Consider the following 7754-nt stretch of genomic DNA (forward strand, 5'->3'; position numbering starts at 1 on the left):
TCCCGGAGGGAACGCCCCCCAGGCCCCCGAGCGCCGCAGTTCCCCAAAGTCACCCGCCAGCCTGCGGAGCGATCCGAACCGTTGGCGAGCCCGCTTCGCGCGGGCAGCGTGACGGGATGGGCAGCGGGGAGTGGACCTTTCCCACGCCACAGCACACGGCCCTCTTGGCGGCCTCTGCCCGAGCATCAACGTTGCTGAAAGGCGCCAGGCGCGGACGCCACACGCCCCCGAACCGATGAGGGGAACTGAAGGGCGCCAGCACGGACGCCACACGCCCCCGAACCACTGGCGGACGCGGCCATCGCTTGAGGGGAGCTGAAGGGCACCAGCGCGGACGCCACACGCCCCCGAACCCCTGTCAGACGCGGCCCTCGCGTCAGATGAATGGAGGAAGCCTGGAGCCAATGCCACGCGCCCGCCACGCGCGCACAGGGCCCCGCCCAAGCCTCCAGTTGACGGGCCGGGCCAGGACCCGCACGTCGACGCCTCGACTTGCTGGAAGGCGCATTCCCACGCATCAGGGTGACTGGACGGAGCCAGGAGCGGACGCATATGGGTAGGGCATGCGAGCAACTGGGACGTGGCTGGCAATCCTCGTCGTGACAATCGGGCTGACGGGCTGCGCGAAGCACGTGGACACCCGGGTGGCCGGGGACGACGACGCGGCCATCGACGCTGTCACGGCGCGCCTGGAGGAACTCCGGGCCCGTGAGCAGGAAGACGATCTGGACTGCGCGGAGCAGTGCGACGTCTCCGCGAAGACCTGCGCCACGGCGGAGCAACTCTGTGGCCTGGTGGATCGGAACGCGGACCGCGACGACCTGCCGCCGCGCTGCGCGAAGGCCCGCGAGCAGTGCGCGGGCGCCGGAGACGGCTGCACGCGGTGCCAGGCGGGCTGAAGCCCCAGGCGTAAGGGAACCGCCCGCCGGGAGACGCTCGCCCATGCGTCCCCCATTGCTCCATGCCTATGATGGGTCCGACTCAGGAGCCTAGCCATGACCACCCGCCTCCCCCTGTTCCTCGCTGCTTCATCGCTCCTGCTGGCGACGCCCGTCCTCGCGGAGGACGAAGGCCTGTCGCCCGAGAAGGTGGCGGCCATCCGCCGTGACGAAGCCGCGGCCCAGACGAAGGTGGAGGCGGCCTACGGCAACCGGAAGTCGTCGGAGATGAGCAACGCGGAGCGCGGACAAGCGATCCGCGATCAGCAAGCGGAAGCCGCCAAGGTCATGGAGAAGCACGGCATCTCCGCCAAGGAGTACGCCGGCTACACGGCAAGGATGTCGCCCGAAGACAACGCGCGCGCCGCCAACGAGGCCAAGCGGCTCGAGGACAAGGCCAAGGCCGACAAGGAAGCCGAGGAGAAGAAGCGCGCCGCGGGCGACCAGGAGGTCCACATCCAGCAGGGCTTCAGCGACGCGGAGCCCGTGGAGATGGAATCCACGGAGGGGGCGGAGGTGTCCGTCGACGTCGACGCGAGCCTGGAGTCCGGCCCGCCCATGGACATCGCGAAGATGGTGGAAGAGACCCCGGCCCCGTCCAGCCGGAAGGCGTCGAAGTCCCGTCGCAACCGGTAGCCCTCCGCCGCGCGCACGCGGCGAAGCCTTTCAACGGGCCACTTGCCATCCCGTGCGCACGAAGCGCGCGGGATGCCCGGACGTCAGCGGCCGGCTGAAGACAGCTCCCGCGAACGGGCCTGCCACACCGCATCGTACGGGCAGGAGCAGTCGGTCTCCTCCGGTTCGGGGTAGGCGTACGTCTCGCCCTTGTAGTTGCGGAACAGGGTCTCCCGCTCCCCGCGCTCGATGACGTAGTCAGGCTGCAGGGTGACCTTCCCGCCGCCACCCGGAAGGTCCACCGCGAGGTGAGGCACGGCGAGCCCGGTGGTGTGGCCACGAAGCTGCTGGAGGATTTCCAGCCCCTTCGCGATGGGCGTGCGCAGGTGTTCGCACCCTTCGGCGACGTCCATCTGGTGCAGATAGTACGGCCGCACGCGGCTGCGCAGGAGCTTGTGGGACAGTTCCTTGATGATCCGCGCGTCCGAATTGAGCTGCCGCATCAGCACGGCCTGGTTCTCCACGGGCACGCCATGGTCCACCAGCCGCTCACACGCCTCCCGGGCCTCCGGGGTCACTTCCTTCGGGTGGTTGAAGTGGGTGATGACGTAGACGGGCGCATACCGGCGAAGCAGCCGCGCGAGCGAATCCGTCACCCGCATGGGCAGCACCACCGGCACCCGCGTCCCGATGCGGATCATCTCCACATGCGGAATCTCGCTCAGCGGCGCGAGCAGCGACTCCAGCCGCTCCTCGCCCAGCAGGAACGGATCGCCGCCGGAGATGAGCACGTCGCGGACTTCCGGGTGGTTGCGGACGTAGTCGATGCCCCGGCGCATCTGGTCCTTGGTGAGTTCCGCCTCCCCGCCCTTGGTGATGCGGCGCCGGGTGCAGTGACGGCAGTAGACCGAGCACGTATCGATGGCCAGGAACAGCACCCGGTCGGGATACTTGTGGACGATGCACTCCTCCGGGCGCGTCTTGTCCTCGCCGAGCGGATCCTCCAGCTCACCGGGCCGCACGCGGGCCTCGGCCCGCACGGGGATGGACTGCATGCGCACCGGACACGACGCGTGGTCGGGATCGATGAGCGACAGGTAGTAGGGGCTGATGCCCACCCGGAACAGCGACGACGTCTCCTGCACCCCGGCGCGTTCGTCGGGGGTCAGGCGGACGTAGCGCTCCAACTGCTCCAGGTTGCGCACCGCATGTCGCTGCTGCCAGCGCCAGTCGGCCCACTCGGCATCGGTGGCGGACGGAAACAGGCGGGCCCGCCCCTCGGCACTCACCGAGGGACGCGCGGGCGCGGACGCGACTGCGGAGGAATCCATCACGCGGCCTTCGGCTGCTCCCGCCACCACGCCTGACCGGACTCCGGCAGCGTGTCGATGGGATCGTAGTACTCGTACTTGCGATCAAGTGCCTCGGGGTCGTTCGCCTCGACACTCGTGCGGTAGTTCTTGGTCCAGTAGGAGATGCCGCGCTCGCGGTCGTACTCCGCCACCTGGTGGATCCACCGCTTGCCCACGAACGGCACGTCACAGACGATGCGCGGCGTGGCGAAGCCCGGCATGTAGCCCATGATGTCGTGCTGGAGCTTCTGCGCCTGCGCCACCGACAGCCGCCAATGCTCGCTGTTGGGGATCATGTCGCACATGTAGAAGTAGTACGGCAGGATCTTCGCGTGGTCGAGCAGCGTGAAGCACAGGTCCAGCAGTGCCTTGGGGCTGTCGTTCACGCCCCGCAGCAGCACGCCCTGGTTGCGCACGTCGCGGAAGCCCATGTCGAGCAGCTTGCGGACGGCCTTGCCCACCAGCGGCGTAAGCTGCTGCGCGTGGTTCACGTGGGTGTGCAGCGCCAGGTCCACGCCGCGCTCGACGGCCTTCTTCGCCAAACGGTCCAACCCCTGCAGGACGCTGTCCTGGAGGAAGTGCTGAGGCAGCGCCATCAGCCCCTTGCTGGCGAGCCGGATGTCCCGGATGTTCGGGATGTCCATCAGCGCGCTGACGAACGGCTCCAACGCCTGGATGGGCAGGTTCGCGATGTCGCCGCCGGACACCACCACGTCGCGCACGGTGGGCGTGCGGCGCAGGTAGTCCAGCATCTGCTCGTAGCGCTCCTTCTGGCCCGTCGCGAACTTGTGCTTGGACACCTGGGGCACGTCGTTGCCCACCAGGTCCATGCGGGTGCAGTGGCCGCAGTACTGCGGGCAGGTGGGCAGCATCTCCGCCAGCACCTTGGTCGGATAGCGGTGCGTCAGGCCCTCGACGACCCACATGTCCGCCTCGTGGAGGCTGTCACGGCTGGCGCGCGGGTGGTTGGCCCAGTCGGTGCGGCGGTCCGCGAGCGCCGGCAACATGTACCGGCGGACGGGGTCCTGCCACAGGTCCTCCAGGTTCATGGTGTTGAGCATCTGGGGCGGAACGAGGATGGACATCGTCGCCCGCTCCTTCTGATCCAGCTCCATGCCCATGGCCAGGTCGTCGGGCAGCAGCGCGCCCAGCGTCGCCTTCAGCTCCCGCAGGTTCTTCACGGTGTGCTTGCGCTGCCAGACGGAGCTCTCCCACTCCGCTTGCGTGACGTCCTTGAAGCCCGGGATGCGCCGCCAGTCGGGCTCCACGAACTCCTTGCGGAGCGGATAGGTGAACGGCTGCTGCGCGGGGCCAGCGTCGGGCTTGCCTCGATTGGACGTCGTGCTCATGAACACATCACCTCAACGAATGGAGCGTCTGCGGCGAGGCCTCATAGCTCGCCCCCCAACATCCCTGCTCAACAATCGCAGAGGGCACAAGATGCCCTCTGGTCGGTCGCTCCCGTTCAGCTCACCGGGACGTTGATCAACTTGGCGACGTTCCCCTCTTCGATGGTGACGACCTGCGGCTTGGTCGACTTGCCGTTGAGCTTGAAGACGACCTTGCGCTTGCCCACGGGCAGGCTGAGCGGATTGCCCAGCGGGACCGGACTGACCCGACCCGTGTTCTTTCCATCCACCCAGATCTGGGCACCCGCGGGAGACGTGCTGCAGGCGAACTTGCCCACGGCGTTGCTCGGTGCCGGCTTGGGAGGCTTCGGTTGCGTCGGCGTCGCGACAACAGGCGCGGGCTTGGGGGGCTTCGGCTTCGGCGGCGTGGGAGCCTCGGGCGTCGGCGTCGGCTCGGGCACCGCCTCCAGCTTGAAGGCGACCTTCACCTCGGCGTCACCGGAGGACTTGAACTGGCCCGTGAAGGGTTTGAAGCCCTCGCGCTTCGCCGTGAAGCTGTACGTCTTGCCAATCTCCAGGTCGGCAAGCCGGGCCCCTGGGACCTTCCCCAGGGACTTGCCATCCACCGAGATCTCCGCCCCGTCCTGGCCTTCGAACAAGGCGGTGAACGTCTTCGGAGCCGGCGGCTCGACGGGCTTGTCCGGAGGCGTCTCGGGCGTCGTCGGCGGAGGGTTGTTCTCAGCCACAGGGGGCGGCGTCACCGGAGGAGGCGTCGCGGGCGGCGGATCCTTGGGAGGCGGCGCGGCGTTGGGCTTCAGGACCAGGGGGACGACGGTCGCCTCCTGGCCCGCCATGACTTCCACCTGCTGCGCCGTCGGCTGGTGGTCCGGAGCGGAGGCGCTGACCTGGTGCACGCCAGCGGACAGTTCCACCACCTCGTTGGCCTTCACCGGCTGCCCGTCCACCAGGACTGCGGCGCCAATGGGCCTCACGACGAAGTTGACGTACCCCGTGGAGGAGCCACGCACCGCGAACACCAACCCACCGAGAAGGAGAAGGGCCACCGCCGCGGCAGCGCCGATGATGGCGGGCTTGGGGATGGGCTTCTTCGCTCCCGTCTTCTGGGGCTTGGGTTTGGGCTTGGCCGCGGCCTTGGCGGGCGGAGGCGCCTTGGCCGCCTTAAGGGGCTTCTGAGGAAGGGTGGCGGGTTCGTCGGCCTCGTCGTCGTAGCGAGGATCCTCGGAGTCCTGCGCCCCGTTGTCGTAGTCGTCCTGGCCGTCCCCGCCGAACTCGTCCGCCGGGTTGTCGTAGGCATCGTCCGCGTCAGCGGCCTGGGCCTGGGGACGCAGCCCGTTGTGACGGGAGCCCACCGGAACGGTGATGTTGCCCGTGGTCTCCTCTTCCTCCGGGTCCAGCACCGGAGCGGCGGAGCCACCGCGTCCACGGGACGGCGGCGCGGTCGGCGCCGGGCCAATCATCGTGGCGCCGCCATAGGCCTCGCCACCCTCGTCCCCGATGATGACCTGGGACTTGGGGCCGCTCTTGTTCTTGCCGCGATTCCCCTCATCCCGCCCGAAGGGCGACGCGCTGGTGTGGTGGCCGGCCCGGTCGATGGGGTTCTCCGACCGACCCGTGATGCTGTCATCCACCACGACGCTGCTGTCGGCGATCCGCGTCTCCGGGGGCCGGAGCGTGTGCGTCGAATCAACAATCTGCGTCTTGTCCGCGGCGCCATCCATCTCCGCCAGCTCTTCGGCGGTCGGCGGAGGAATGTAGCCAGGCGCGGGCTGCGCGGGCGCCGTCGAAGCGCGTCCCGCGGGAGACCCGGATGCCGCGGCCGGAGACCGCTTCTGCGAGGTCGGGCGGGCCACGGGCGGAGGCGGAACCGTCACGCCCGAGTGCTCGATCTGGTCCGGACGTTCGACGGAGGCGTAGCGCTCCATCTTCTCCGCCTCACGCAGCATGTCCTCGGCGAAGGCCTCCTTCATGAAGCTGGACAGGTGCTTCGACGAATAGATGGCGTCCCCCGCGAGGAGGAAGCGCATCAGGTCCTCCTGGAGGTCCGACGCCCACTGGTAGCGGTCCTCCGGCTCACGCGCGAGCGCCTTGAGGACGACCTTCTCCAGCCCCGCAGAGATGTTCGGATTGAACTCGCGAGGCAGCGGGATGTCCGCGTTGCGAACCTTCTCCAGGGTGGAGAAGTCCGACTCGCCCACGAAGAGCTTCTCGCCCGTGAGCATTTCGTACAGCAGCACGCCGACGGCGAAGATGTCGCTGCGCCGGTCGATGGGCATGCCCCGGACCTGCTCCGGGCTCATGTAGCCGAACTTCCCCTTCAGGATGCCGGCCTGCGTCTTCTGAGAACGGTTGGCGGCCTTGGCGATGCCAAAGTCGATGATCTTCGTCTCTCCCTCGTAGGACACGAGGATGTTCTGGGGAGAGACGTCGCGGTGGATGATGCCCAGGTCCTGACCGCGCGCGTCCTTCTTGCGGTGGGCGTAATCCAGGCCCTCACACATCTTGGAGACGATGAACACCGCCTGTGCGGTGGGCATGATCTCCTTGCGGCGGCGGTAGCGCTCCAGGAGCGTGCGCACATCGCGGCCGGCCACGTACTCCATGGCGATGAAGTACGTGTCCTCGTGCTTTCCGAGTTCGTGGATGTGGACGATGTTGGCGTGGTTCAGCTGAACGCTGATCCGAGCCTCATCGATGAACATCGTGATGAACTCGTCATCCTCGGCCATCGTCGGGAGGATCTTCTTGATGGCCAGAATGCGCTCGAAGCCCTCGACGCCAAAGGCCTTCGCGATGAAGACCTCGGCCATACCGCCGACGTTGATGCGCTCGAGGAGCAGGTACTTCCCAAAGAAGGTCGGCTTCTTCATCTCGCGGGGCTGCCCGGCGCCGGCGAGTACGGACCGCGGCAGGCGGTGCGCAGACCGGGGGGAGAAGAGACTCTAGATCCTGCGGCAACGGCGGTCAAACATCCACGATGACGCGATTCCCCAAGGAATCCGAGAACTTGGCGTCCGCGCGCCACCGCAGCGCTCCACCCCGCTCCCCAGGGCGCCAGAGCGCCGCAAAACCGGGAGGAAACGAGGACCGCCCGACGGCCCCAAAAGGCCCGAAACGGGCCCGCCAGACGCGTCCTCAACGCAGGGCATGGGGAGGCAGGAGCCTTGATCCGGCACTGGAGCGCAAGCGCGGTGCGACCGATCAGCCCCTCAGCGCACCGCCAAGCGCGAGCTCGGCCCAAGACTCCAGGGGCGAACCTGGCGAACGAAAACGCCCGCAGCGTCGTCCGTGGGAGCCCATCGCAGGCAGGGACGCAGCGGACGGGAAATCCCCACCGCGCGCCCAGGCCCGGCGCAGCCCGCAAAGACAAAAGCCCCTGGCGCCTTGCGGCACCAGGGGCTTTTCAAAAAGAATCCGGCAGCGACCTACTCTCCCACGCGGTTTCCCGCGGAGTACCATCGGCTCTGGAGGGCTTAACTTCC

General features: G+C 68.1%; 5 protein-coding genes. 2 read left to right on the forward strand and 3 right to left on the reverse strand.

Features of this window, described 5'->3' with window-relative positions; all coding sequences use genetic code 11:
- Window positions 1-599 precede the first annotated feature (599 nt).
- Together D7X74_RS36675 and D7X74_RS36680 are read left to right on the forward strand one after the other, a co-directional pair.
- Window positions 600-899: a hypothetical protein gene (locus tag D7X74_RS36675; protein ID WP_341870457.1), complete on the forward strand. Its 300-nt coding sequence runs from the start codon at window positions 600-602 to the stop codon at window positions 897-899.
- A gap of 96 nt (window positions 900-995) precedes the next feature.
- Window positions 996-1574, forward strand: coding sequence for a hypothetical protein (locus tag D7X74_RS36680; protein WP_233602415.1), 579 nt, complete (start codon window positions 996-998; stop codon window positions 1572-1574).
- 83 nt (window positions 1575-1657) lie between these two features.
- Here the strand turns inward: D7X74_RS36680 and D7X74_RS36685 are convergent, their stop codons facing one another.
- The 3 genes from D7X74_RS36685 to D7X74_RS36695 form a co-directional block, all read right to left on the reverse strand.
- Window positions 1658-2884, reverse strand: coding sequence for a KamA family radical SAM protein (locus D7X74_RS36685; RefSeq protein ID WP_120537635.1), 1227 nt, complete (start codon window positions 2882-2884; stop codon window positions 1658-1660).
- Window positions 2884-4254 carry a KamA family radical SAM protein gene (locus D7X74_RS36690; protein WP_120537636.1) on the reverse strand — a complete coding sequence of 457 codons (1371 nt, stop codon included), beginning with the start codon at window positions 4252-4254 and terminating at the stop codon, window positions 2884-2886. Before D7X74_RS36690 ends, D7X74_RS36685 begins: the two co-directional genes overlap by 1 nt.
- A gap of 116 nt (window positions 4255-4370) precedes the next feature.
- The gene (locus tag D7X74_RS36695; protein WP_120537633.1) at window positions 4371-7142 is read right to left on the reverse strand and encodes a serine/threonine-protein kinase; all 2772 of its coding nucleotides are present in this window, start codon (window positions 7140-7142) and stop codon (window positions 4371-4373) included.
- Window positions 7143-7754 lie beyond the last annotated feature (612 nt).

This window comes from Corallococcus sp. CA047B (genome assembly GCF_003612065.1).
GTDB lineage: Bacteria > Myxococcota > Myxococcia > Myxococcales > Myxococcaceae > Corallococcus > Corallococcus praedator.